Genomic DNA, 23856 nt, shown 5'->3' with positions numbered 1-23856 from the left:
TATGCACTGTTCTTTCAATATAAATAACAATAATGAGAGCTTGCAACTAATCTACAATGAAGAAAAAATATACATAAAAAGAGACAGTAATAAGATATCAGAGGAAACTCTTAATAGTAAAGAGAGTTTTGTTTTCAAATACCTTATTGAACACTCGTCAATATCAAACCCTCAATCTGCACGAGATGTTGAAGAATCTTTTAAATTACACTTTGACGAAGAGTTTAGCTTATACGCGTTAAAAAATATTATTGCTTCTATAAGAAAGAAATATCGAAGCTTATGTAAGAAAGCGAAGGTAGATAATAATAGCGAACTTATCTCTAACCTTTATAAGGTAGGTTACTTTATCGATCTCGATAAAAGCTCAACCAACCGTATCGCACCTAAGTACGACATCAACCAGTTCAAGCCCAGCCAGTTCGAGATGTTGAAACTGATGTTCAACACCTATCATCGAGAGCTGATTAAGGCTCTGATAGCCGTGTTCACCACCTCTTCCTTTTTCCTATTCGTTGTCTACTTTTCCCAAATCCTTTATACGAAGAAGATTGCGAATGAATACAGTGAGAACACCAAACACATTGCCGCAGAAGTCATGGACTACGGTTGCGATAGCCACGGGGCTGTGCACTCGCTAAGGCACTCGCTCAACCTTGATTCTGTCGTCATGACCACACCTTATGACTCCTGCTATATCTCTAAAACACGTTCTAAGATGATAGAGCTCAATCAATTAGACGACTTCTACGATAGTGCTGACTTTGCCTATTCACGCTTCATGGATACCGAGCACGACATTGAGATGGTTGCTCGAATATCTAAACGATCTATCGAAGCTCGATACAAGAACTCACTATTGCCTCTATTAGTCGATTCGATTTCCATCCAGAAGAATGGTTACCACATCTTAAACCTTGGCGAAGAGAGTAAATCTATCTATCAAACCTCCCTACCAACGGGTGCAACCATCACCTTCTACAGTGACGACATTGTTGCACTATGGATTGCGCTTTCTCTGATACTCGCCACCCTGCTTTATCGCTCCTATATTCTGGGTTTCGTGATCTACCTGTTTCGTTGGAAACACATCTCCTTTGAAGAAGAGCCGATCATCAACACCGAAGACAACTGCGTTCTCTACTACGAGTTGTTATCTCGTGTGCGTAACGTTGGCGTTTTAAGCTTCATCAACACCATGAGACGCACCAATTTACTCACCTTTCATACTATTTTACTCATCGAGACAGTCAGAAAAGCGAAGTTAAACAACAGCCATGAGATCTATGGTGTCAACGTGTGTCCGAGCGCTTTGGTGGGGTCGAACTTCGCAAGGCTCAGAGAGCATTTGGCCGCGATGGAAGCGAATGAATTTGTCGTCGAGATTACTGAATATTCGAACATTGGCTATGGATGTGAGGTTATCGATAACATTAAGGATATCAAAAAGCTTGGTATCACTATCGCTCTGGATGACTTTGGTACGGGCAATAACAACATCGAAATCATCAATGTTATCTCTCCGGCCTATCTAAAACTGGATCGTTGCTTTGTTAAGGATATCGAGTCAGGAGAGCACCATAAGGGTGTATTGCTTAATATCTCTGAGATTGGACGCTTATCAAATATCACGATGATTTATGAAGGTGTCGAGACGCGCAGGCAGCAATACATCTTGTGTCAGCTAGGCTACAACTTACATCAAGGCTACCTATATAGCCGGCCCAATGACTCAGAGGAGCAATAGGCCCTGCCTAATAAAAATCTTGATCAGCAACCATTTCCTATTCAAATAATCATCGCTCATACAGCTGCTTGAGAGCCCACAAGGATGTAGGCTTCAAGTACCCTCCCCGCCAAACATGCTTTATCCAAATATAAAAATATCCGTTCCATTTTCATAAAACCCTTGCCAATTCGTATAAAAAGGTTAGTGTTATACACATGTATATCACCATGCAGTTTTAATTATGACCGAATGGAAAGACGACCAACCGATCTTTAGGCAACTTGCCGCAAAGATCAGTGACCAAATTCTTCAAGGTGTTTGGTTAGAGCAACAAGCATTACCCTCTGTGCGTGCGGTTGCTGCCGATCTTAAGATCAACCACCTTACTGTCATGAAAAGCTATCAGTTACTGGTGGATGAAGACTTGGTAGAGAAAAAACGCGGCCAAGGCATGTATGTGGCCGAAGGGGCACTTCAAAAATTGAAAGAGTCTGCACACCAATCATTCATCAACACACAGATCCCAGCCATCGCTGAGACGCTAGGCATCATTGATATGAGTGTCGAAGAACTCGTGAAACAGCTAGCACAACATATAAAGGACAAGTCATGAGTACTTTACTTTCCGTGAAAAACGTAACCAAAACCTATTCAAATCAAGTGGGTGTCGAAAACATCAGCTTTGAGTTAAAGCCAGGACAAGTACTTGGGCTGCTTGGCCACAATGGCGCGGGTAAATCGACTCTGATCAAATCACTGCTTGGTGGACACAACTATCAAGGTGAGATTGAAGTAAACGGCTACCACCCTATCCACCAGCACGCAGAGCTCATGCAGCACTTGTCGTACATCTCAGATGTTAACGTGTTACCAGAGTGGATGACGGTTAAACAACTGCTTCGATACACACAAGGTGTGCACCCTAGCTTCAACAAGCAAAAAGCAGAACAGACGTTAAGCAGCACCAATATTAAGTTGTCTTCTACTATCAAGCAGCTTTCTAAAGGGATGAAAGTACAACTTCACCTTGCGATCATCATCGCGACTGACACTCAAGTGTTGATCTTAGATGAGCCTACACTGGGCTTAGATTTGCTGTATCGCGATACTTTTTATCGCCACCTACTAGAATGGTTCCACGACGGCGAACGCGCCATGATCATTGCAAGCCATGAGGTTTCAGAAATTGAACACCTATTAACGGATGTACTGATTTTGAAGCAAGGTCATTGTGTACTGCAAAAAAGCATGGAAGACATCGAGAGCGACTATTTCATTATTGAAGTCGCAAACAACCATTCAAGCGAGATTCAGAAACTCAACCCACTGACCTCACAATCAGGGCTAGGAACGACTAAGTGGTTATTGGAAGGTCAATACAAAGCGCAGGTTGAATCACAGGGTAACATCTATAACGTTGGTCTCGCAGATCTATTCCTTGCAACACAGACGGAGAAGGCATAATGCATCCAAGTTTTTACATGCTAGAAAAAGAACTCATCGAGCACAAAGTTAACACTCGATTGCCTCTGTTTGTCGCGTTATGTGGTTTCTTACTGTTCGTTGGTCTGTTCTTTAATGGCGCAGCACAACATGAGTTTTTCTTTGAAATGCAAGTGAACGGTGACGTGAGCGACATCCACAGAGAGTTCGCACAAGATCTCAACTCAGTGATCTACTTTGGCGCGGGCCTTATTTCACTGATCCTGTCGACGCTATATATCCCTAAAACGCTGCGTAAAGAGCGCCAAGAAGGCAGTTCGATGTTTTGGAGAAGTATGCCGGTATCTAACGCAATGACTCACGGCGTGAAACTCGGCTTCGGTTTAGTGGTTATTCCGGCTATCTGTGCATTGTTAGTACTGTTCGCAGATTTTCTATTCTGGATATTGAACGTCTCAAGTGAACAACAACTGGCGCTATTGGTTGAGCAGCAATCTCTGTTTTATGTGCTGAGCAACTGGGTCGTGTTTTTTGGACGAATGATGTTAGTTGCACTGGTTTTATTGCCACTGGCAACCGTCACTCTAGCGATTTCGCAGCTGGTAAACTCTCCATTGCTTGTCATTTTCATCTCAAGCTATGCGATTAAGTTCCTCTCTGTCGCCGTGTTTGGGTTCTATGGCATCAATGACTTCCTATCTCTCATCGCGTCATTACCAATGAATGTGCTCATAGCAAGCAACCCATTAAGTGCGATTGCAGAAGCGCCGATTTTATCTCTAGGTATTTACGCACTGATCGGTGTTGGTGGCTATCTTCTAAGCCTAAAGCTGAACCGAACCGATGATGTCAGTTTGAAGACGCTGTTCCAACGTTAGAGTCTATCCTAAGCACGAGCCTTTATCGGGCAGTCACATCAGATATCAAAATCTAAATCAAAGCTTCTGAGAAATCGGGAGCTTTTTTATTATCAAGACGTTAACGAGTACAGGGATGCGATAACAAGGAACAAGGAACAAGGAACAAGCTTTAGTTTGGGGTAACAGGTTTAACAAACGAAGATAAACTTAGAGGAGGTATTAATGAGCTGACATTGAATTGCATTGTTGTTAATGCCTGCCAGCTCTTTGGGGATGATTTCGTTAGTCGCCGACCAGATGAAGGTCCTTGAGAGTGCTAATGAAATCAGTTTGTTGCGTTTTACATTTGATTAAGCTTTTCAGCTTTTAAAGCTCTACGATTAAAGCTTATTTCTTTGATGCTTCTTTTGACGTGTCTTTCCAGTATTGGATACGAACGCGATGAAGCTGTGCTCTTCTCATTTTTTTCATAAGGGATATTTCCTTTTCTTTAACTGCTCTTCATGAGCTATTTTTATTGCCAACCATTCGAATCTAACGGTGTTTGATGCCCAGTTCAATGATACAAATCACAAAATATATAGAGTTTTTAGTACCATTTACATCAAAGTATGACCTAGATATCAACTATGGCTCAATTCAATCCTATGAGCCGCTGTTCAAAATTAAGGTTAGTTCTCTCAGATGACAAATTCATTTCAGTATCAATACAGTTCAATGATACTAATTTAATAGACCGTACCAACGCTGATTTAGTTCCAGTGTCTTATCATTTGTTGATTACATCACCTTTAAAGTTACGGTGTAACTAAAAAATACATTCAATGTGAACTAATAATCGCCACATTAGCCTATACGTTACAACATCAAAATGGGATTATGTTTGTAACGGATAGAGCTTTTGATAGAAAAAAGCCGTAATGGACCAAATTAAATAGACGTAATTAAATGGACGTAATTATGAGTAAAGTAATTCTGCAAGGGCATATTCTAGTGCCAGACAACGACCTAGAAGCAGTGACACATGCCTTGGTTGTGCACAAAGAACTGACACTAGAAGAACCTGGTTGTATTGTGTTTCGAGTCAGTCAAAGCACGCTTCAACCTAATCGCTTTGAAGTGTATGAAGAATTCACTAGCCGAGAAGCATTCGAAATGCACCAACAGCGAGTAAAAGCCTCTGAATGGGGTGAAATCTCCCAGAACGTGACACGTCATTACCAAGTCACTGATGTTCCGACATCATAATGATACATCCGCTAGCCAAACGCATCGTCACGTTGATCAAACAAGATCCCTTACGAATGAAGGTTTTAGACTGTGTCGCTCAGTTGGATTTGCCGCAGTGTTATGTCGCTGCGGGCTTTGTGAGAAACCTCGTTTGGGATCACCAGCATGGTTATGCCTCCCCGACTCCATTCAATGATATTGATGTGATCTACTTTGATCCCATTGATACCTCTTACGAATCGGATCTTAGATACGAGGCTCAGCTTAAACAACGGTTACCCGAACTGAATTGGCAAGTTCGCAATCAAGCCTACATGCACACTAGAAATGGGGATGAACCTTACCAAGGCTCATTGGATGCGATGAGTTATTGGCCAGAGAAAGAAACCGCCGTCGCCGTGAAACAAAGCCTCCATGGAAACATCGAGTGTATTTCTGCCTTTGGCTTAGAGAGTTTGTTTGATTTGCAAATCACACCCAATCCAAAGCGTAGCCGAGATATCTTTGATCAAAGAGTGCAATCCAAAGGTTGGCTAACCCAGTGGCCCAAGTTAACGATGAGTCACAGTTAACTAGCAGTCGAATTCAAACGCTAAAACCATTGACTAAAAGTCCAATCAGATCGAACATGCCCCACTTATTAGCTTATTAAGTTAGTAATTAACCAACTCATCAACCACGCGTGGCGACTAGCTGCTACGCTCTCTCGTCATACTGAGTAACGACCATGAACCAACAATACATGCTGCAAGCACTCGAAGCTTCGCGCCAAGCCTTACCTGATTGCCAACCAAACCCGCCAGTAGGGTGTGTTTTGGTGAAAGACGATAAGGTGGTGTCTGTTGGATACACGCAAAAAGTCGGCGGAAACCACGCCGAGGTTGAAGCACTCAATAACTATAACGACAAAACGGACGGAACAATGGAAGGGGTTACCGCTTACGTAACTTTAGAGCCATGTTCGTTTGTCGGCAGAACACCCGCTTGCGCCAATGCATTGGTTAAAGCAGGTGTAAAACACGTAGTCGTGGCGATGCTAGACCCAGACCCTCGTAATAATGGTCGTGGAGTTGCCATCCTTGAATCGCACGGTGTGAAGGTAGATGTGGGGTTATGCCAAGCGCAAGTGAGCACCTTTTTAGCCCCTTACCTTGGTAAGTCCTAGATCTTAAACAGCCAGTATTAGTTCAATTTCACTCGATAAAGCGGATTGACTGGCTTATCGACAAAATACGACCAAATATGATCGTAGACGGCATGTTGGTTGGGGAACGGCGCTAACGCTTTTGCTTCTTCTAAATTACACCAGCGGTACTCGGTGTGTTCGTCATTCAGTTCAATCGCTTGGTTGGGTGGGCATAGCACCGCAAACACAGGGATTAGCTGAATCACATTCACGTGCGCCTCATAAAACTGCTCCAGAAACTGCGCGTTATACAAAGCTTCCACTTTAATTTGGGTCTCTTCTTCAAACTCGCGCACGATAGCCTGCCAGCCTGTTTCACCCGCTTCAATCGAGCCTGCGACGTGACACCAAAACTCACCTTTAACACGCTTCATTAATAGCATTTTCATTTGTCCGTCGCTCTCTGAAATAGCGACACCGGAAACAATCAAAGTATTGAGTGGAATCATAACGTTACCTTAGTTTTAATAAGAGGGCGGCAAGGCTACCACCCTTGGTTTGTTAAATTGTCTTCTATGATTAAAAACGAGAAGTTACTCATCAATTAATGGCGTTCAAGCCATAACTCATAGGCTCGTCGCTTGGCTATCCAGTAATAGAACTATTTCTTATTTGAGGCGCTTTTCGATAAAGAGTAGAATCGCCGCCTTGTACTGTGTTTAACGTCTCTAAACATACACAGTAGACTCACAACCATTTATCACCACGATATAAGTATTAATACGACTATGCACTCATCAAAACCAACGCACGACTCAGAAAACAGCCATACTCCTGAGCATTGCTTCACTCGTTTTCAACAGCCGATCGAGTCATATTCGTTGCCTGAGCGTTTCACATTCCCGTTCTACTACGAACCGCACCCACTGTGTGAAATAGCCTCTCATCAGCTTCAACAATATCTAGAAACACAAACCGACTGGCAGCATGACTTCGGACTAGATTCTGACGCTGGTCGCGGCAAAATGTTTGGTGTGTTACTGGTGAAAAGCCCAGAAGGTGAATTGGGTTACTTCTCTGCTTTCTCTGGAAAAATCGCAGACCAAAACCTACTGCCTCACTTTGTGCCGCCCGTATTCGACATGCTCAGCAGCGACAGCTTTTTCCATCAAGACACAGCCGACATGATGGCTGTCAACGCTGAGTTTAAAGCGCTGCAAGCAAATACTGAATACCTTGAATTGTGCGAGCAACTGGCACAGCAAAAAGCGCAAGCCGAGCAAGAGATTGAAGCTCAACGTCTATTGATTATTGAAGGCCGAAAAACGCGTAAAGAACAACGTGAACAAGGTAAAGAAAACCTTGATGAGCAAACTTTCGAACAGCTAAATAATGAGCTAAACAAAGCCAGTGTTGCCGACAAGAACCAGCAGAAGTACCTAAAACTTAACTGGGAACAGACCCTGCAAGTGTTGCAAGCTAAAGTTGATGTGTTCAACACTCAACTGGCTGAGCTAAAAGAGCAAAGAGCACACATTTCTCATCAGCTTCAACACAAGTTGTTTTCACAATACGCTTTCCAAAATGCGGAAGGAAGCGTTGAAGACCTTAACCAAATCTTTGAAAACACGCCAAACAAGATACCACCAGCTGGCTCTGGCGAATGCGCTGCGCCTAAATTGCTGCAATACGCGTACTTACATGGTTACACGCCACTGGCATTGGCTGAATTTTGGTGGGGCCGCTCTCCAAAGTCGGAAATCCGCAAGCACAAGAAATACTACGCTTCTTGTCAGAGTAAATGTGTGCCGATTTTAGGCCATATGATGAAAGGCCTAGAAGTCGATCCAAACCCATTGCTAGAGAACCCAGCAGAAGGCAAAGAGCTGGATATTCTGTTCCAAGATGAGCACATCGTGGTAGTACACAAGCCAGCAGGTTTTCTATCTGTGCCGGGTAAAACCATCAAAGATTCCGCCTACACACGTGTTCAAGAAATGCATCCCGATGTTGAAGGCCCATTTGTGATTCATCGCTTAGACATGGCGACCTCTGGCATTCTAATCTTCGCTCTCACACGACGTGCGAACAAGAGCTTACAGAAGCAGTTCATTACTCGTGAAGTCGAAAAGCGTTACGTGGCAATGATTGAAGGCGTTCTAACAGAAAATGAAGGCTATGTTCGACTGCCATTGCGTGGTGATTTGTATGACCGCCCTCGTCAAATTGTCTGCTTCGAACACGGCAAGCCAGCAGAAACCAAATGGGAAGTGATTGAGCGAAACGGGCAAACCACTAAGGTTTACCTGCATCCTAAAACAGGGCGTACACACCAGTTGCGTGTTCACTGTTCACACCAAGAAGGCCTTAACATGCCTATCGTCGGTGACGGCTTGTATGGCAATAAAGCCGACCGATTGCACTTACACGCAGAAAGACTTGCGCTGCACCACCCAGTCACCAAAGAGTGGATGGAATTCCAGTTCGACGCCGAATTCTAAAATCTCTCATTAGTACCGAGCTTTGATAAGGAGTCACAACCGCTTGTGGCTCCTACCTCTTTTGGGTATATATCCACGCTTATTGCACTACATCAAGATTCACTTTGTTGTGAAGAGTAGCATGCCCACCTTCTTCTCTCCTTGAGGCCTTTGATATGTCATCAGCTGCTTTGAATTTACAACCTAACAAACTGACTTCCCCATTAATTGCGACTCAAGCACCGAGCTTGAAGCCACTTACATCCAAAAAGCCAGACTTAAACTCGGCAATGCTTAACTTAATTGAAGAAGTTAAAAACGAACTCCCACTTTACGAGTCAGAGACGTTTATCTGTGGTCCAAAAGGAAATTGCTCGGGTTGCTCTAAGAAACTACTAGAGATGGTCGACAGTGAGTTAATGTATTGGGAGCACAGTATTTCCATTGGCCAAGGCCCCAACTTCGAGGAACTGCGCCGCTTTGGTAAGCTATGCAGCAGTGTTAGACGCGGTTTAGAGCGTAACGGTTTAGTCGAAAAGCGCCCAAAGAAAAGATAACAAGCCAACTCGATAATCATTACAATGTGTCGTTGGCGATCACAAGCTACCCTGCTACTAACTGATTGAACTCGTTAGCTATAAAAGTAATAATGTTTTGTAATACAATTCAGTATACAGACCGACTTCGTAGATTCGGACTCATAGAGATAAGTTCATCGATACTTTCACCATATTCTTGAACAACTCTATCCTTCTTGTCTGACGTGCCTTAACCTTCTGTATATCAATATCACATCAATTAGAAACCTACCTTGGACAACGGAGAGCGACCTTGAAGAGACCACAACCAGTACTGGGAAAGACCGGTATGCTATTTTTTCTCGTCATAATAAGTGCTTTCCCTCCATTGACCATCGACCTTTACTTACCTGCGCTTCCGCAGATGGTCGAGGTGTTTAATACTGACCGAGCAATGGTCAACCTAACCCTGAGCAGCTACTTCGTTACTTACGCCATCGGTCTTTTGTTCTGGGGGCCGCTCAGCGAAAAATTTGGTCGTAAGCCGATCCTATTAATTGGATTAGCGAGCTATATGGTCGCGAGCATATTGTGCGCGATGACCAATAGCATCGAACAGTTGATTAGTGCTCGTGTATTCCAAGCCTTTGCTGGCAGTGCTATCACCGTTATCGCTACCGCCATTGTCAAAGATCTTTATGACGGCCGAGAACGTGAAAAGATCATGGCGACTATCATGTCACTGGTGATCATCGCGCCAATGGTTGCGCCTGTATTTGGTGCCTTTCTACTGAAAATTGCTTCTTGGCGAATGATGTTTGTCACGCTCGCCATTTTTGGTGCATTTGCGTCAGTATTAGCTTGCTGCTACCGAGAAACACTCGAAAACAAATACCAAGGTTCTATATTCCGATCATGGGGAAGAATGGGCGTGGTCATGAAAAACCGCTCGTTCGTCAAGCTGCTGGTCATTTTCTCTATCATACCGATGGCGTTGATGGGCTTTCTTGCGGCGGGTTCTTATATCTACATCGATCACTTTGGATTGACCGAACAACAGTTTAGCTACGCGTTCGCATTCAATGCATTATGCGCCTCATTTGGTCCAACAATTTACATGAAGTTGTCCTACCGAATGCCGGTTCAAAAGGTCATCTCAGGATGTTTTGCTTTATTAGCGCTTGCGGGAATCTTCACCCTAACCATTGGCGACCTGTCCCCTTGGTTCTTCATGTTCATCGCTGCACCAGCGACATTAATGGCGATCATCATGCGAGTACCGGGGACCAACTTGATGTTGAATCAACAAGATCATGACACGGGCTCTGCCGTCGCACTGATACAGTTCTTCAGCATGATTTGTGGCTCGCTTGGCATGGTATTAGTTTCAATCCGCCCAGAGTCACTGATTGAAAACCTAGGCTTTATCCAATTATCCATCGGTACGCTAGGCAGCCTGATGTGGCTAATGGTCAGAAACAAAGAGTTCGTGACTAATAAGCTGAATTAAAGCTCTCAAGCCTAATTGTCATTCACACTACAATAAACTTGAAAACCGCTATAACGAAATTAGAAACCGTCTACATAGGCGGTTTTCTTGTATTTGAAGACGTACATTGAATTTTCAAGCCATGAGTTTCACGCACAAAAAAGCTCCTATTAAGGAGCCTTCTTATCAGAGCCAGTGAGCACTCAGTTTGGTCAATTGTTACTAAGCTTGAGCCACTTGACGTGCTGGGTGTTTAATAAACACAGCAACCACAGCCACGATTGCAAGAGCAAAACAGTAGTAAGAGTTAGCTACAATATCCAAAGGCGATAGGTTAAATACCGAACCTAACAGCAATACCTGCGCACCGTAAGGCAACACGCCTTGAATCACACAAGAGAAGATATCCAACAAGCTTGCAGAACGACGTGGAGACACATTGTTCTCTTCCGCCAATTGACGAGCCACACTACCAGACACAATAATCGCTACCGTGTTGTTTGCAGTACATAGGTTCACCATAGATACCAAGCCAGCAATGCCTAGCTCACTCGCACGACCATTCGCTTGCTTAGAGTGTGAAGAGCCAAACGCACGAATCACACCACTTACTAAGTTAGTCAGGAACGCCAATCCACCTTGACGACGCATTAGCTCACTCAAACCGCCAATTAGCATCGACAATAAGAAAATCTCCTGCATGTTGCCGAAGCCTGCATAGATATCTTGAGCGTAATCAGTCATACCGTAGTTCTCAACAGAACCTAGGCTCACGCCACCCGCCAGCAAGATACCAATCGCCAACACGACAAAGACATTCATGCCCGATACCGCAAGAATCAAGATAGTGATGTACGGAAGGACTTTTAGCCACTCGATTGGACCTGCTTCAGGAACCTGAGTTGCCGTGCTGTTGAAAGCAAAGATAACAATCGCGATAAGTGCAGCAGGAAGTGCAATGCGGATGTTCTCTTTAAACTTATCTCTCATCTCACAGCCTTGCGAGCGTGTCGCGGCAATCGTGGTATCAGAGATGATAGAAAGGTTGTCACCAAACATAGCGCCACTTAGCACTACGCCAGCGGTTAGAGGAATACTCATGCCAGCTGAGTCAGCAATGCCTAGTGCAACAGGAGCAACCGCAGCGATAGTACCCATAGAAGTACCCATTGCCGTCGCAATGAACGCCGAAATAAGGAAGATGCCCGGTAGGATCATGCTCGTTGGGATAGCAGATAGACCAAGATTTACCGTCGCGTCCACGCCACCAGAAGCTTTAGCCACAGCAGCAAAAGCACCCGCCAATAGGTAGATCATACACATTGCAATAATGTCTTTGTGACCCACACCACCTAAGAACTGCTCGATCGCACGGTTCAATTTATCTTTGCTCAATAGCAACGCTAACATCACGGCAGGCAGAGCCGCAATCGGAGCTGGAAGCTGATAGAAAGCAAAATCGACGCCTTGTAGCGACAGGTATGTACCCACGCCAATAAACAGCGCAAGGAAAACGATCAGAGGGATAAGCGCCACTGCAGAAGGGGCAATTACCGCGTTAGAATTTTTTGAATTGGACATGGAACGACAACACAATAGAACAGGAAGGTGAGCAGACTAATGTCACACTTAGAACTTGTCAACGTCTAGACGTCTAAACGCCTAATTTAATGCAAAGTAATAAGAACCCTATTAAGCATCACGTAATAAAAAAGGCTATTTACTCATCAGTAAACAGCCTTTCGATAACAGATAGTGCGCCGCTAGAAGTTAGCGTTTCTGCTTGAACGTTACTTGGTATTCACCAATGCCTTCGTAGTGGAAGGTCGTTGGTTTATCGAATTCCATTTCCACGATACCGCAGTAAGAGCCCGTGATAATGGCTTCACCCGCTTGGAAATCAACACCACGACGTGTCATGTAGTTAATCAGCCAGTAAATTGGGCTTGGTGGCAGTGTATTCGGGTGCTTACCGTCGAATGCTTGAACTTGCTCGCCTTGAGTCACTTCAATACTGATCTCTGCAGAAGTGAACGCTTTTTCGCGATCAATCTCAGAGCCAATAAATAGACCTTGGTTTACTAGGCCATCGGCCAGCTTTTCATAGAACTCAGCGCCGCTGTCATCCGCAAAACGAGACTGCATTAACTCAAGTGCCATGTGGCAAGAACCAATCGCTTCGTTGATTTGCTCTTCGCTGTAGCCTTCTTGGCTTGCAGGCAGGCTCTTAGCAAGCGTAAATGCGATTTCAGGCTCAACGCGTACTACGCCGTTGTCAGCAAACAGTTCACAAACTTCGCCTTGTTGAACGCTGCCCGAGAAGATTGGCGCAACAACAAACTTGTCTTCAGCCAGAGGAAGTAAGCACTTCCAACCGCCGACTTTATCGCTTTTCAAATCGATCATTGAAGATTGGATCTTTAGCGCATCTTCCAAGTTATTCGGACGGTACTGTTCGTCCAATCTTGGTGCTTTGGTGCCAGCAACACGACGACTCAACAGTTCTTCAGCTGCTTGTTTAAATACATTTGTCATATAATACCACCTTTAGTTTTATGACCAGTATAATATCGGATTTCTTAAAGCTTGAATAGACAATTCAACAACGGTGCTACACCGAAAATTCAGCCATCAATTTTCGCATATTCTAGACGCAAACAACTGAAACTATTTTGATTTAAATGTAAAAAAGCCAGTAAGTTCGTTACTGGCTTTTCGATGTGTTGCTGATGGTTAGGCTTTACTGCCCTTTCAACGTCTTCTTCAAATTCTGCATGAAGTTTCTGAAGTGAGGCATAAAATCAACAAACAGAGGGTGTTTTCTATCTTGCATCATCAATGGGCCTAACAAGCGAATGCTCACTCCTAGTCGCGCTGCTGATTGCTCATCTAAGCCGCTGTCATGTTTGATCTTCTCAACAATCGCGAACATATCTTCTCTGTCTTCAATTTCAAACTGCATGGTTTGAAGTTCACGATCTTCTTTGATGTTCACTTCTTCGATAGTGATACGGTAGTTATTGTGTTTGCCTGTGAATGCTTTCATTTGGACCTCCTAAAATGCTTAAAAAGTGTTTTGGTTAGCTCTTCATGAATCGTTCGAGCTTAGGTTTAACCGTCATCGACATCACGACCATGATCGCAAGGCCAATGGGAAGTGCGGCAATAAATCCATTAAACCATCCACTGGTAAACGCCGATGTATCCGAAAATCCAATGTTATTTGCCGCTGTTACAAATGCCATCATGGACTCCATTATGAATGCCATGATCAGTCCTACGATCAGGTTGCGAACTTTCTCGCTATAAGTTGTGAACACTCTAGCAACGGCTTTGGTGACTAAAGCCATCATCACCGTGCCCATTGGCATCATGATCACGACAACAAGGGCTAACGAAGAAAGCCAGTTGCCAATAAATTCCTCGCCGAATCCGACATTCATGTAAGTCATCACAGCCGTTAAACTGCCGCCAATCGTCAGCATTAAGCTCATCATGACCAAAACTTTGTATAAAACCGGTGTGCCTTTTTGCTCAGGAAGAGTTGGCGTTAGAGTTGCTTGAATCGTCATATCTATTTCCTGTCTTGAATTTACGAACAATTAAGTTGATAATGTCAACTATAAATACAGTAGTTGATAATGTCAACTATATTTCTAAGGATCGTTTATGTCTGATAACACATCGCTAGAATCAATCTTTCGTCTAGTGCACTCTTTGAAACGTCAAATGAGCGAACAGATTGAGAGCTTAGACTCAGAGATCGCACCAATGAACATTCGTGTCATGAAGATCATTACCAAGAAGTCTCCATGTACGGCTATCGATATCGCACACTTCCTAAATCGCGATAAAGCACAGGTCACTCGATTGATTAACGCTTTGATCAGTCAGGAACTTGTAAAGAAATCTCCGAACCCAGAAGACAAGCGTAGCCAGTTATTGGTTCTGACCGATAAGGGTCAAGAGATCATGACTAAGGTCTCGGATATAGATCGAGACATGCTGAAGAGAATGACCAAAGGCATGGCCGAAGATGAGTTAGAGCAATTCAGAAAAATTGCGAAGAAAATGGCGCAGAACTTAGAAAGCTGATCTTCAAAATAAAACGAAAAAACGCCACCGAATCGAATGATCGGTGGCGTTTTTTGTATCAACTGGCTTTATATAGATTAGCAGCATGACTACTTCTAACTTAGATGAGAGTGTTAATTAGATGTCCGTTCTAATTATTCGATGCCAGTTTCCACCATGCCTGAACAGGTACGGGCTCTGAGATCACCAAACGTTCACCCATCACAGGGCTTACCATTTGTACATCTCGCTCTTTGCTTATCGTGAGAGCTTGATCCATTGGGTCTTGCCAATCGTGCATAGAGAGATCAAACGTGCTGTTGTGGATTGGCATCATCACCTTACCTTGCAGGTCGATGTGCGCTTGAACGCTTTGCTCTGGGAACATATGAATACCTGCCCAAAGTGAGTTGTACGCGCCCGTTTCTACCATGGTTAAATCAAACGGCCCAAAACGGTCGCCAATCTCTTTAAAGCCATTGAAGTAACCAGAGTCACCGCTAAAGAAGACTTTCTTATCTGAAGCGTTAATAACCCAACTGCCCCACAGTGTTTGGTCACGATCAAGCAAGCCACGTCCAGAGAAGTGCTGTGTCGGCGTCAACGTGAACTCAATGTCTGAGGCCGTTGCCGATTCCCACCAGTTCAATTCGATGATCTTCTCTTTATCCACGCCCCACTTTTCCAATAGTGAGCCCACTCTTAATGGCACTAAGAACGTACCCACTTTGTCGGCTAATACCTTCACGGCACCTTTGTCTAAATGGTCGTAGTGATCATGGCTGATCACTACCACATCGATGTCAGGTAGATCTTGCAGTGAGATTGGGGTTGGGTGAAAGCGCTTTGGCCCCATCCATTGCACTGGTGATGCTCGATCACTGAACACAGGGTCAGTCATCACTAGCTTGCCATCTAGCTTCATCATCACACTTGAGTGACCTAAGCGGTACGCAACGTCTTCTGTCTCTTCGATCAATTGCTCGGCTGTCATCGGAATCAAAGGCAATGCAGCGCGCGGCACGGGCTCGTTTCTTTCCACAGTCACGTATGCTTTCAAGATTGAAAAAATATCAGACATACCCGATTTGTATTCCAGCTCACTGTTTACAAACTTCTTTGGAAGCTTATCTAGATTGTCGTTTGATTGTGAACCTGTGCTTACGATAGCGACCACGGCAAGTACTCCTAAAATCGGTAATAGATATTTTTTCATTGATATCTCTTTAATCATTGGGTCTATCCCAACGCAAAAACTACACTGACTAGTGTACATATAAAAATGAAAAAGTAAACCAATGAGTGTAAGTTCTCATTTATCTAGACGTGAGCGTGCCAAAGTCGATTTTGGAAAAACCGACTTTGAAAACGAGCTAACTTAGTTATTTAGTTAGTAAGAAAGGTTAATCAGCAGACCATACATTCTTGAAGTCTGGCCATCCCCAGTTTGTGATGGCCACGTTTTTCAAAATGCCTTGGAAACGAACGGTCTGTAAGTGATGGAACATAGGCACTAGCCAATAATCAGAAATCAACGTGGATGCAACGGGCTCCAACTCTGCCAAGTAATTAGGCAGTTCAACGGATGCTTTATGACTATCCAAGCGCTGCTTGAGCCAATCACTGTTCACCTCTCCCAAAGCAGAGTGCAAAACAGGATCATTCATCATCCACGAAAACAGCGAAGACGGGGCATTATCATCGAGATTCAGGTTACACAACACCAGTTCCTCCTTTAACTCACCACTCTGAGAGAGCTGCGCCAATTCTCGAAAACTGTAGGTGTTCACCTCAACTTCCACACCATATCGTTTCAATATGTCTGAAACGCAGATGGCACATCGGTACAACGCATAATAGTCATAAACTGCAATACTCATCTTTTTCGGTAGTTGTGCTTCTTTCGAAGGCGTTCGATACAGTTTTTGCCAACTTGGCAGTATGTTTTGAGCTAAAGAGACACTGAACAAACCCTTATTTTTTTCCAACTGAGATAAAATCGCTTGTGGGTTGGTCAGTTCTGAAAGGTATTTTCGCTGCTCATTATTAAGCGGAGTTGCCGCTGAATTCTGATTGAACAGGATAAATAAGCACCCATCCTCGACTCGGCTACGAAGGCCATCTGTGTCTGCAGAAACAAGCTCCGTATCGCTTTTCCCTAACTGATGGAAACAAGAAGAATCTTCATAAGACGAGACTTGCATTTGGCTGTCATCGAAACGAGCAGTGCCCGTCATTGATTCCTCAAACTGCCAGATGGTCACTTCATCAGTCAAAGAACGACAACCATAATAGAGCTCAAATGCCGCGAGCTTAATGCGTTCATTATTGGTCTCAACCACTTTGAAAGGGCCGGTTCCAATCACAGCATGAGACACCGAATTTAATGGCGATGGCTCACGTGTAACTTGCGCAGCAGGTTGAATCGAATACTTAACGCCAGCCAATAAGCCAGCGAAGCCGGTGTCTGCTTTGGTCAATTGGAAGCTGATCCTTAATGGCTGCTCACTGTAAACCGAAGCAACATGGGCTAACTCTGTCTGATAGAAAGGTAGCGGTTGTAAGGCGGTAAACAACGATACTAACTGCTTGGCATCAACGGGTTGGCCATCGTGGAAGGTTAGGCCGGGGCGCAAATAGAAAGTCCAAACCAACTTTTCAGCATCATATTCCCAATGGTGCGCCAGTTCAGGCTTCAACTCGCCCTTGCCATTACAAGTGACGAGGCAACTGAACACTTGCCTGATCAAAAATCGTTCGCTACTGCGGTGAATATGATGCGGGAACAGGTCTTCAAACTTACGCTTATAGGTTAATTGAACGTGCAGCAGCCCTTCACGCATGGTCGCGCCGGAAGTTTCTTGCAGTAAAGAACCAAACACAGCGCGGTCATTATCCAATATGGAAAGTGCTTTTTCGTACTTGCCCTGCTCTATCAGTTTAATTGCAACATGCTGCGCCAACTCTGAATTGCTAAAACGCAGTGTTAAGTTAGAGCGTTGATTCCTGCCAACTTTTGGCTCCCACACCACCCATTCAGCTTGATGCATCTTACCAAGTAAAGTTCGAGCGTGACGCAAGCTTGTAAACAGCATATCCGCTACTTCGGCTAGGGTGACTGAATGAGAAATGTTTGGCTCGAACGATTCTAGCCGCGTGTAGTAACGCATCATGTTTAGATCAGACAAATAGTGAACCTTTTAAAGATAGCTCTTCCTAATTAAGCTCATTATAAAACACATTCATCAAAAAGTAGTGTAATGCGACCAAAACAGGAACAACCAATAAAAATACCATCTGTTTTTTAGTTCCTCTTAATTATCCATAATGAACGGGTCAGCAACAAACCATAGGTTGTAAATAAAGCCTAACCAGAGAGAGTAATGACCATGAGAAAATACTATCTTAACAAGCTAAAAAGCACCTGCAGTAAGCTCGAAAGAGAAGCACTACGAACACTTTTAGATCTATGTAACTGGCGTTATTAGTACACTTTTTAGCACCGAGTAAACGCGAGTTGGGTACAACCTAATATGCTCCTACCCCCAATATGAGTTAGGTCTCAACTCGCTTTTCCATTCCAATTCCCCTCTCAAGCCTGCTGTACCAATAGCTCACACAATCGATAAATTTCCGTTGTCGACTCGACAAATTTAATTCGTTTTCTTAGTTGAACGAAAAACCTTAAGGTTCGCCCCGAAGCAAGCAAGGAGCCTCAGAAAAAACTGAAAGCTCAGCTAACAACTAATTTATTTGCAGTTACCAATCAGGTATTAACTAAGGAAACGCCATGCGTATCGCAATTCTTTCTCGCAACGAAAATCTATACTCTACCGCTCGTCTAAAGCAGGCTGGAGAAGCACGTGGTCATCAGGTCGATGTTATCGACACGTTGCACTGTGATATAGATATCGCGAGTAACAATCCGAAGATTCGCTACATGGGTGAAGAGCTACCTCAATACGATGCTGTTATTCCACGTATTGGCGCTTCCATTACCTTTTACGGAACTGCGGTTGTTCGCCAATTTGAAATGATGGGCACTTTTTGTATCAATGAGTCAGTAGCAATCAGTCGCTCTCGCGACAAACTGCGCTCACTACAACTGTTGTCTCGTAAAGGTATTGGCTTACCAAAAACAGGTTTCGCTAGCCGCCCAGACAAGATTCAAGACCTGATCAAAAACGTAGGCGGCGCGCCACTTGTGATCAAGCTTCTTGAAGGCACTCAAGGTATCGGCGTTGTACTAGCAGAAACAAACAAAGCAGCAGAAAGCGTTATCGAAGCGTTCATGGGCCTAAAAGCGAACATCTTGGTTCAAGAGTTCATTGAAGAAGCAAATGGCGCAGACATCCGTTGTTTTGTTGTTGGCAACAAAGTAATTGCTGCAATGAAGCGTCAAGCTGGTGAAGGTGAATTCCGCTCTAACCTGCACCGTGGCGGCACTGCTCAGCTGGTTAAACTAACCAAAGAAGAGCGCGCAACAGCAATCAATGCAGCGAAAATCATGGGATTAAACCTATGTGGTGTAGATATCCTACAATCTAAGAACGGCCCAGTAGTAATGGAAGTAAACTCTTCTCCAGGCCTAGAAGGCATCGAGAAAGCAACGGGTAAAGATGTAGCAGACATGATTTTCGAATTCATCGAGAAGAATGCAAAACCAAACGCTAACCGTACTCGTGGCAAGGGCTGATTGAATACCGATAACTCATGATTGGAAAGAAAATGAACAATAAAATGATCATAGGGAATACCGAAGCACTTTGCTTACCAGAGTTAGGGATAACTGGACTACATACACGTGTTGATACAGGGGCTAAAACCTCTTCTCTACACGTAGACAATCTACTATGTGTTAAATCAAATGGTGAGAAATTCGTAGAGTTCGACCTTCACCCAGACGTTTATCACCTAGAAGAGACGGTGCGCTGCAAGGCGAAACTGAAAACAAGTAAGAAAATTAAATCATCTAACGGCGAAGTTGAACACCGTTGCGTGATTGAAACCATGCTAAGAATCGGTGGCCAACAATGGCCGATCGATATCACGCTAAGCAACCGTCAAGACATGACTTACATGATGTTGCTTGGACGTCAAGGCATGAGTGACAAAGTGATTGTTGACCCTGCGGGTGAATTCCTGCTGACTCACTAATCCGAGTCATCGTAACCGCTCCACAGGTTATAACTAAAGCTACTCACAACGATATAAGGCCAGTCTCATGACTGGCCTTATTGCTATCTATTTTTCTATTTCTACTTTCAGCTCTGAATACACGACTTTGCATTCAGACTTCTGATCTATTTCTTCGATTTACCATGAGATTGAAAACCAAATCGCCCAATCGATAAAAGTAATTTCTTGGTTTTGATTTTCGTCACTCGCCAATGTGTAACAGGCCTTCTTGGGGCACTCATCAGCAGGTGTTCAAAAGCCTTCTGACTGAAATCGACTTGCCCACCATGCGCCACCAGCAAGGTATCGAGCTGCATGTCATAAATGCGCGATACAGACGCTCGATACTTATTAGGGTGAAAGATAGGAAACGGCGGAATCAGCTTCTTCTTAACCTCGACCATTAAATCGGCAACATAAGCCACGCTGTGTGATGGGCAATAGACCGAGAGATCACGGTCGGTATGGCCCGGTGTTTCAAGAACCAACCAATCATCAAACCCTGGAATACTATCCCCATCAGACAGCTTGTAGTCCGGCTTTAACTTTCTTGAATACCATAGGTTTGCTTTAGGCTTGCCTAAGCGGTTCGCCATCCACCTAGCAAGCGCTAAGTCGGTCAGGTGCATCAAAATGCCATCGATGCCGTGATACCAATCTTTGTCTCTGTTTGCTGCCACCAAATGACAATTAGTCAGCTTTCTGAGCGTATGCGCTGCCCCTGCGTGGTCCGGATGCATGTGTGTAACAACCACAGTATGTAGGTCGCTAAATTCACGGCCAAGCTCATCTTCAATGAAAGCCCTAAGATGAGGAATATCCGCACGGCACGCACCATCAAGTAACAGCAACCTATCTGGGTACTCTACGAGATACATGTCTTGGATATAGCCTTTGATGGTATGCAGCTGCAAAACCGCTCCTTGTGATAAAAAAACTGGTCAGACCTATACAATAGCAAATTCAACTTCAATTGTGATCATTTTGTTAAAGACAACAATCTAAAACCGGATAGAGAACCCGAATCAAGATTTCTATTGGTATTCACTCAATTACTCAATTCCAATTCAACTCAGTGCACAGGAACAAATTCCAAAGATTGCCATCAATTTCATCCGATATTTTTCAGCATTATCGAATGCCCGCATTGCCGTAAACCTTACTCTATAGGCCTTGCTACTTTAGCCTCCACATGTTTTATCGTGACGACAAAACATGTGATTTGTTGGCCTGAGTTATTAGGACTATATATGCGCCTCTAATTTATTGTCTGAGTGCTATACATGAACCAATTAATCGATGCTCTTTCTACCCAAGGTTATTTCGTTTGGGATGACTTCTTAACTCAAGAAGAAGTGGTGGCATTGAGGGATTGCATTCCAGAGAACTGGAAAAAGGCTAGGATTGGCCGTAACGATGAAGTAACGCGAGAGTCGACCATTCGTAGTGACAAGATTCAATGGGTGCGCCGCGATATGGGTCAGCCAGCATCTCTGTTCCTAGACAAAATGGAACAAATTCGTTTAGCGGCAAACCAAGCGTTCTTTTTGGGTCTGTTCGAGTACGAAGCGCACTTTGCTAAATACGAAAAAGGCGACTTCTACCAGAAGCACTTAGACTGTTTCAAGGGCAATGAAAACCGCCGCCTGACCACTGTGTTCTATATGAATGATGAGTGGACAGAAGAAGACGCTGGTGAACTTGTGGTTTACGACCTAAAAGACAACCACATCGCGACCATTCCACCAAAGTCAGGCCGCTTATTTGTGTTCTTATCTGAACAGTTCCCACACGAGGTACTGCCGACAAACACAGAGCGATTCAGTATTGCAGGTTGGTTCCGTATTAACGGCGTGAAAGACAACCAACTCGATATCGCACACTAAAGCGAGGTTCGGGTCAAAGCCTCATCTCATCCAAAGCCTCTCCACTCGAGAGGCTTTTCCTCTTAGTACTGCTAGGAAAGTACTAAGAGGAAAATATCACTTTTATGAGCCGAATCCTGTGTAGAGACTCTTGCCCAGCAATTACTCTGGCGTATTCGGGAAAACTGATATTTAATAAATATTTACGATGCGCATTCAAGAAGGATTAATTATGTCATCTATCATCGTAGGTCACCGTGGTGTAGCGGGTACTCACCCAGAAAACACCAAAGCAAGTATTGAACAAGCCGCTAAACTTGGCTTGAAATGGATTGAAGTCGATATTCAGCAAACTCAGGATGATGAGCTTGTCGTTTGCCACGACCACACTCTCGAGCGCTGTAGTGATGGCAAGGGCCGTGTTGATGAACACACCCTTGCAGAACTGCGTCAGCTTGATTTTGGCAGTTGGAAGTCTGAGCAGTTCGCAGGTGAAAGAATATTAACGTTGGAAGAGTTGCTCGCGCTTGCTGAACAGCATGATCTCAGCGTGAATTTAGAGATCAAAGTCGACAGTCGACATCAAGCGCCTCATGTCGTTGATTTGCTGCATACCGAGTTGATTCGTTCAAATCTAGACACCGACAGAGTTCTGCTTTCAAGTTTCAGCCATCAAGTCGTTTCTGAAATGGCTCGTCACCTGCCGAGATACCGCGTAGGTCTGATCACAGAGCAACTGACTCAAGCCGACTTGATGTTGATTGACGAGGTTAAAGCGTTCAGCTGTCACATGAACTACGAGCATGTGAATCAGAGCGATCTTGATACACTCAGTGAAGCAAACATCCAAACATGGTGCTACACAGTAAACGATCCGTCTCACTTCAAATTCATCTCAAAAGTAGATGCCGTATTCACTGATTTTCCGAATCAATTTACCTCTATAAATTGACCAAACAAATACCGCAAAAACAACCCCGAGAGACTTTAAAATTAACTCTCGGGAAACCTTAAAATTAGGTAGCAAACACAAGTGAGTAGGAGTACATTCCGCTACTCACTTGGTTTCATTAGCTCGCTCTATACAGACAGCTTCATTGGTTACTTAATTTATGGATCTCATTTTTAGTCCAACCTTCCCAATTTTGGGTGCAATCTTCATTTTCGCCGCTATTGTTCGTGGCTTCTCAGGTTTCGGTTTCACCTTAGTGGCATTGCCATTAAGTGCGTTATTCGCGCCTGTTTTCGAACTGGTTCCCGTCTTCATGTTGATCGATCTCCTAGGCAATGTTCAATTACTGCCTAAAGTTCGAAAGCACGTTAACTGGCGCTGGGTTTTAAAGGTGTTTATCCCTTGTTTGGCCTTCACACCAGTCGGCCTACTTCTGCTTAAATCCGTTAGCCAAGACACGATCATCTTGATCATCAGTGCCTTCATTTTTGCGTCTGCGCTTATGATCTATAAAGGCTTCCAGTACAAAAGCGAACCTAGATTTGCTCCCTATATTCTAGGCAGCCTTGCAGGTGTAATGAACGGCGCGGCTTCGATGTCAGGACCTCCAATTGGCACTCATGCATTGGCAAGCCCAGTCGCTCCGCACATTGCTAGAGCCGGACTGATAGCCTTCTTTGTCTTGGCGGATTCCACTGCATTTGTTTCGGCATCTATCGCTGGGTTAGTCGACCGCGATGTAGTTTGGCTGACTCTCGCGCTTCTACCAAGCAGCATGCTTGGCGGTTATGTGGGTTCTAAACTGTTCGAGAGATTTGGTGGAGCGAAGTTCAAGCCAGTCACCATTGCATTGCTGATTGTGATTGCAATATTCAGTGCAGGTCGAGTCATACTGTAACTGGCTTTAGCGGT

24 protein-coding genes are annotated in these 23856 nt (G+C 44.1%); 16 read left to right on the top strand and 8 right to left on the bottom strand.

The window, feature by feature from the left end; all coding sequences use genetic code 11:
- Position 1 precedes the first annotated feature (1 nt).
- The 7 genes from AB6D06_RS18935 (at position 2) to AB6D06_RS18905 (ending at position 6427) form a co-directional block, all read left to right on the top strand.
- Positions 2-1747, top strand: a complete 1746-nt coding sequence (locus AB6D06_RS18935; RefSeq protein ID WP_372111388.1) for an EAL domain-containing protein — start codon at positions 2-4, stop codon at positions 1745-1747.
- Between the two features lie 223 nt (positions 1748-1970).
- Positions 1971-2342, top strand: coding sequence for a GntR family transcriptional regulator (locus AB6D06_RS18930; RefSeq protein WP_004729948.1), 372 nt, complete (start codon positions 1971-1973; stop codon positions 2340-2342).
- A complete protein-coding gene (locus AB6D06_RS18925) occupies positions 2339-3193 on the top strand; it encodes an ABC transporter ATP-binding protein (protein ID WP_102331994.1) in 855 nt (284 codons plus the stop codon). The genes AB6D06_RS18930 and AB6D06_RS18925 overlap by 4 nt, the downstream gene beginning before the upstream one ends.
- Positions 3193-4050, top strand: a complete 858-nt coding sequence (locus AB6D06_RS18920; protein ID WP_017083226.1) for a hypothetical protein — start codon at positions 3193-3195, stop codon at positions 4048-4050. The genes AB6D06_RS18925 and AB6D06_RS18920 overlap by 1 nt, the downstream gene beginning before the upstream one ends.
- Positions 4051-4992: 942 nt before the next feature.
- Complete coding sequence (locus tag AB6D06_RS18915) at positions 4993-5280, top strand: putative quinol monooxygenase (RefSeq protein WP_017060584.1); 288 nt, start codon at positions 4993-4995, stop codon at positions 5278-5280.
- Complete coding sequence (locus tag AB6D06_RS18910) at positions 5280-5834, top strand: nucleotidyltransferase family protein (protein ID WP_108207690.1); 555 nt, start codon at positions 5280-5282, stop codon at positions 5832-5834. The genes AB6D06_RS18915 and AB6D06_RS18910 overlap by 1 nt, the downstream gene beginning before the upstream one ends.
- A gap of 155 nt (positions 5835-5989) precedes the next feature.
- Entirely contained in the window at positions 5990-6427 is a 438-nt protein-coding gene (locus tag AB6D06_RS18905) for a bifunctional diaminohydroxyphosphoribosylaminopyrimidine deaminase/5-amino-6-(5-phosphoribosylamino)uracil reductase RibD (protein ID WP_372111382.1), read from the top strand.
- A 17-nt stretch (positions 6428-6444) separates the two neighbouring features.
- Here the strand turns inward: AB6D06_RS18905 and AB6D06_RS18900 are convergent, their stop codons facing one another.
- Positions 6445-6897, bottom strand: a complete 453-nt coding sequence (locus AB6D06_RS18900; protein ID WP_372111379.1) for an NUDIX pyrophosphatase — start codon at positions 6895-6897, stop codon at positions 6445-6447.
- Positions 6898-7176: 279 nt separating this feature from the next.
- Between AB6D06_RS18900 and AB6D06_RS18895 the strand changes: the two genes are divergently transcribed.
- The 3 genes from AB6D06_RS18895 (at position 7177) to AB6D06_RS18885 (ending at position 10896) form a co-directional block, all read left to right on the top strand.
- Complete coding sequence (locus AB6D06_RS18895) at positions 7177-8889, top strand: RluA family pseudouridine synthase (RefSeq protein ID WP_017064883.1); 1713 nt, start codon at positions 7177-7179, stop codon at positions 8887-8889.
- 155 nt (positions 8890-9044) lie between these two features.
- Positions 9045-9425: a hypothetical protein gene (locus tag AB6D06_RS18890; RefSeq protein WP_017064884.1), complete on the top strand. Its 381-nt coding sequence runs from the start codon at positions 9045-9047 to the stop codon at positions 9423-9425.
- Between the two features lie 310 nt (positions 9426-9735).
- The gene (locus AB6D06_RS18885; protein ID WP_372111398.1) at positions 9736-10896 is read left to right on the top strand and encodes a multidrug effflux MFS transporter; all 1161 of its coding nucleotides are present in this window, start codon (positions 9736-9738) and stop codon (positions 10894-10896) included.
- 201 nt (positions 10897-11097) lie between these two features.
- On the opposite strand, the gene AB6D06_RS18880 is transcribed toward AB6D06_RS18885, so the two are convergent.
- The 4 genes from AB6D06_RS18880 to AB6D06_RS18865 form a co-directional block, all read right to left on the bottom strand.
- Positions 11098-12456 (bottom strand): Na+/H+ antiporter NhaC family protein, encoded by a 1359-nt coding sequence (locus AB6D06_RS18880; RefSeq protein ID WP_372111376.1) that lies wholly within the window; start codon positions 12454-12456, stop codon positions 11098-11100.
- A gap of 189 nt (positions 12457-12645) precedes the next feature.
- Positions 12646-13410 carry a hydratase gene (locus tag AB6D06_RS18875; RefSeq protein ID WP_017060576.1) on the bottom strand — a complete coding sequence of 255 codons (765 nt, stop codon included), beginning with the start codon at positions 13408-13410 and terminating at the stop codon, positions 12646-12648.
- A gap of 205 nt (positions 13411-13615) precedes the next feature.
- A complete protein-coding gene (locus AB6D06_RS18870) occupies positions 13616-13921 on the bottom strand; it encodes a DUF3861 domain-containing protein (protein ID WP_017060575.1) in 306 nt (101 codons plus the stop codon).
- A gap of 34 nt (positions 13922-13955) precedes the next feature.
- On the bottom strand, positions 13956-14447 hold the full coding sequence (locus tag AB6D06_RS18865) for a DUF2798 domain-containing protein (protein ID WP_017081271.1): 492 nt from the start codon (positions 14445-14447) through the stop codon (positions 13956-13958).
- A gap of 97 nt (positions 14448-14544) precedes the next feature.
- Between AB6D06_RS18865 and AB6D06_RS18860 the strand changes: the two genes are divergently transcribed.
- The gene (locus AB6D06_RS18860; protein WP_017094528.1) at positions 14545-14970 is read left to right on the top strand and encodes a MarR family winged helix-turn-helix transcriptional regulator; all 426 of its coding nucleotides are present in this window, start codon (positions 14545-14547) and stop codon (positions 14968-14970) included.
- Positions 14971-15100: 130 nt separating this feature from the next.
- Here AB6D06_RS18860 and AB6D06_RS18855 read toward each other — a convergent pair whose 3' ends face one another.
- Positions 15101-16165, bottom strand: coding sequence for an MBL fold metallo-hydrolase (locus AB6D06_RS18855; RefSeq protein WP_372111372.1), 1065 nt, complete (start codon positions 16163-16165; stop codon positions 15101-15103).
- A gap of 187 nt (positions 16166-16352) precedes the next feature.
- Complete coding sequence (locus AB6D06_RS18850) at positions 16353-18137, bottom strand: SgrR family transcriptional regulator (protein WP_372111370.1); 1785 nt, start codon at positions 18135-18137, stop codon at positions 16353-16355.
- Between the two features lie 602 nt (positions 18138-18739).
- Between AB6D06_RS18850 and rimK the strand changes: the two genes are divergently transcribed.
- Positions 18740-19645: a 30S ribosomal protein S6--L-glutamate ligase gene (rimK, locus tag AB6D06_RS18845; RefSeq protein ID WP_004740040.1), complete on the top strand. Its 906-nt coding sequence runs from the start codon at positions 18740-18742 to the stop codon at positions 19643-19645.
- 32 nt (positions 19646-19677) lie between these two features.
- Complete coding sequence (locus tag AB6D06_RS18840; RefSeq protein WP_004740039.1) at positions 19678-20106, top strand: RimK/LysX family protein; 429 nt, start codon at positions 19678-19680, stop codon at positions 20104-20106.
- Between the two features lie 146 nt (positions 20107-20252).
- Here the strand turns inward: AB6D06_RS18840 and AB6D06_RS18835 are convergent, their stop codons facing one another.
- On the bottom strand, positions 20253-21041 hold the full coding sequence (locus AB6D06_RS18835) for an MBL fold metallo-hydrolase (protein ID WP_017067276.1): 789 nt from the start codon (positions 21039-21041) through the stop codon (positions 20253-20255).
- A 369-nt stretch (positions 21042-21410) separates the two neighbouring features.
- On the opposite strand from AB6D06_RS18835, the gene AB6D06_RS18830 reads away from it, so the two are divergent.
- The 3 genes from AB6D06_RS18830 (at position 21411) to AB6D06_RS18820 (ending at position 23842) form a co-directional block, all read left to right on the top strand.
- A complete protein-coding gene (locus AB6D06_RS18830) occupies positions 21411-22013 on the top strand; it encodes a 2OG-Fe(II) oxygenase (RefSeq protein WP_017071587.1) in 603 nt (200 codons plus the stop codon).
- Positions 22014-22224: 211 nt separating this feature from the next.
- A complete protein-coding gene (locus tag AB6D06_RS18825) occupies positions 22225-22944 on the top strand; it encodes a glycerophosphodiester phosphodiesterase family protein (RefSeq protein WP_372111367.1) in 720 nt (239 codons plus the stop codon).
- A gap of 160 nt (positions 22945-23104) precedes the next feature.
- Entirely contained in the window at positions 23105-23842 is a 738-nt protein-coding gene (locus AB6D06_RS18820) for a sulfite exporter TauE/SafE family protein (protein ID WP_372111365.1), read from the top strand.
- The last annotated feature ends 14 nt before the right edge of the window (positions 23843-23856 follow it).

Origin of the sequence: Vibrio sp. 10N.239.311.G01 (assembly GCF_041465805.1) — a bacterium.
GTDB classification, from domain to species: domain Bacteria; phylum Pseudomonadota; class Gammaproteobacteria; order Enterobacterales; family Vibrionaceae; genus Vibrio; species Vibrio crassostreae_C.
This window is presented reverse-complemented; position numbering and strand designations above follow the sequence as displayed.

Excerpts from the sequence above, each read along its gene's own strand:
- AB6D06_RS18830 (WP_017071587.1), top strand. The coding sequence starts at position 21,411 with ATGAACCAATTAATCGATGCTCTTTCTACCCAAGGTTATTTCGTTTGG.
- AB6D06_RS18860 (WP_017094528.1), top strand. The coding sequence starts at position 14,545 with ATGTCTGATAACACATCGCTAGAATCAATCTTTCGTCTAGTGCACTCT.
- AB6D06_RS18870 (WP_017060575.1), bottom strand. The coding sequence starts at position 13,921 with ATGAAAGCATTCACAGGCAAACACAATAACTACCGTATCACTATCGAA.
- AB6D06_RS18930 (WP_004729948.1), top strand. The coding sequence starts at position 1,971 with ATGACCGAATGGAAAGACGACCAACCGATCTTTAGGCAACTTGCCGCA.
- AB6D06_RS18890 (WP_017064884.1), top strand. The coding sequence starts at position 9,045 with ATGTCATCAGCTGCTTTGAATTTACAACCTAACAAACTGACTTCCCCA.
- AB6D06_RS18885 (WP_372111398.1), top strand. The coding sequence starts at position 9,736 with ATGCTATTTTTTCTCGTCATAATAAGTGCTTTCCCTCCATTGACCATC.
- AB6D06_RS18880 (WP_372111376.1), bottom strand. The coding sequence starts at position 12,456 with ATGTCCAATTCAAAAAATTCTAACGCGGTAATTGCCCCTTCTGCAGTG.
- AB6D06_RS18865 (WP_017081271.1), bottom strand. The coding sequence starts at position 14,447 with ATGACGATTCAAGCAACTCTAACGCCAACTCTTCCTGAGCAAAAAGGC.
- rimK (WP_004740040.1), top strand. The coding sequence starts at position 18,740 with ATGCGTATCGCAATTCTTTCTCGCAACGAAAATCTATACTCTACCGCT.
- AB6D06_RS18925 (WP_102331994.1), top strand. The coding sequence starts at position 2,339 with ATGAGTACTTTACTTTCCGTGAAAAACGTAACCAAAACCTATTCAAAT.
- AB6D06_RS18935 (WP_372111388.1), top strand. The coding sequence starts at position 2 with ATGCACTGTTCTTTCAATATAAATAACAATAATGAGAGCTTGCAACTA.
- AB6D06_RS18900 (WP_372111379.1), bottom strand. The coding sequence starts at position 6,897 with ATGATTCCACTCAATACTTTGATTGTTTCCGGTGTCGCTATTTCAGAG.
- AB6D06_RS18820 (WP_372111365.1), top strand. The coding sequence starts at position 23,105 with ATGGATCTCATTTTTAGTCCAACCTTCCCAATTTTGGGTGCAATCTTC.
- AB6D06_RS18915 (WP_017060584.1), top strand. The coding sequence starts at position 4,993 with ATGAGTAAAGTAATTCTGCAAGGGCATATTCTAGTGCCAGACAACGAC.
- AB6D06_RS18920 (WP_017083226.1), top strand. The coding sequence starts at position 3,193 with ATGCATCCAAGTTTTTACATGCTAGAAAAAGAACTCATCGAGCACAAA.
- AB6D06_RS18910 (WP_108207690.1), top strand. The coding sequence starts at position 5,280 with ATGATACATCCGCTAGCCAAACGCATCGTCACGTTGATCAAACAAGAT.
- AB6D06_RS18905 (WP_372111382.1), top strand. The coding sequence starts at position 5,990 with ATGAACCAACAATACATGCTGCAAGCACTCGAAGCTTCGCGCCAAGCC.
- AB6D06_RS18840 (WP_004740039.1), top strand. The coding sequence starts at position 19,678 with ATGAACAATAAAATGATCATAGGGAATACCGAAGCACTTTGCTTACCA.
- AB6D06_RS18825 (WP_372111367.1), top strand. The coding sequence starts at position 22,225 with ATGTCATCTATCATCGTAGGTCACCGTGGTGTAGCGGGTACTCACCCA.
- AB6D06_RS18875 (WP_017060576.1), bottom strand. The coding sequence starts at position 13,410 with ATGACAAATGTATTTAAACAAGCAGCTGAAGAACTGTTGAGTCGTCGT.
- AB6D06_RS18895 (WP_017064883.1), top strand. The coding sequence starts at position 7,177 with ATGCACTCATCAAAACCAACGCACGACTCAGAAAACAGCCATACTCCT.
- AB6D06_RS18855 (WP_372111372.1), bottom strand. The coding sequence starts at position 16,165 with ATGAAAAAATATCTATTACCGATTTTAGGAGTACTTGCCGTGGTCGCT.